The organism is Corallococcus exercitus, assembly GCF_003611585.1.
GTDB lineage: Bacteria > Myxococcota > Myxococcia > Myxococcales > Myxococcaceae > Corallococcus > Corallococcus exercitus.
Genome location: NZ_RAVW01000855.1, coordinates 1 through 651, shown reverse-complemented (window position 1 = coordinate 651; position 651 = coordinate 1). Strand labels below are relative to the sequence as shown.

The 651-nt window shown below is 71.9% G+C and carries 1 protein-coding gene; it reads right to left on the bottom strand.

Translation table 11 applies throughout. The features are described 5' to 3' along the window. Positions 1-25: 25 nt before the first annotated feature. Complete coding sequence (locus D7W79_RS42540) at positions 26-577, bottom strand: hypothetical protein (protein ID WP_120530797.1); 552 nt, start codon at positions 575-577, stop codon at positions 26-28. Between the last annotated feature and the right edge of the window lie 74 nt (positions 578-651).

Sequence of the window (651 nt, the reverse complement as noted above, 5' to 3'; positions counted from 1 at the left end):
CCCATGGGGTGGCCCCCCGCCCGGCTCACCCGCCGTTGAGCTGCTCCATCAGGAAGCGCATCACGAAGAAGAGGATGGCGAAGCCGCCCACCGCGAAGAGCACCAGCCGCGTCGACAGCGACATGCGCTCGGACGGCAGGCCCAGGCGGTCCACCCGCTCCGCCCGGTTCATCGCCTCCTCCAGGCCGGGGGTGATCTCCATGGGCTTCGCGGTGCGCCGGTAGAGTTCCGTGCGCAGGTACTGCTCCACCACCCGCTCCGTGGCGGAGCCCGTGAGGACCTCTCCCAGCTGCGGGTCGAACAGCCGGAGCTGGGCCTTGTGGGCCAGCGCGGCGGCTTCGGTCAGGGCCTCGCGGATGAGCTCCTCGCGGTCCTCCAGCGGCACGCGCAGCTCCGTGCCCACCACCCGCTTGCCGTCGCGCAGGGGCAGCACCTCCACGACGCCCACCCCCAGGTCCCACTCGCGCACGCCGTCCGGGCGGACGGTCCCCGGGCGCGCCGCCAGCAGGGCGTCCACCCGCGTCTCATCGTAGGGGGCGCCTGGAGCCCGCGCCTGAAGGACCAACTCGTAACTCACGCGGGTTGCGAGTATACGCCGCCTGTTCTTCCCCGCCTCTTTGCCTCCGAGACCGCCTCGATGAAGCCCTCCTA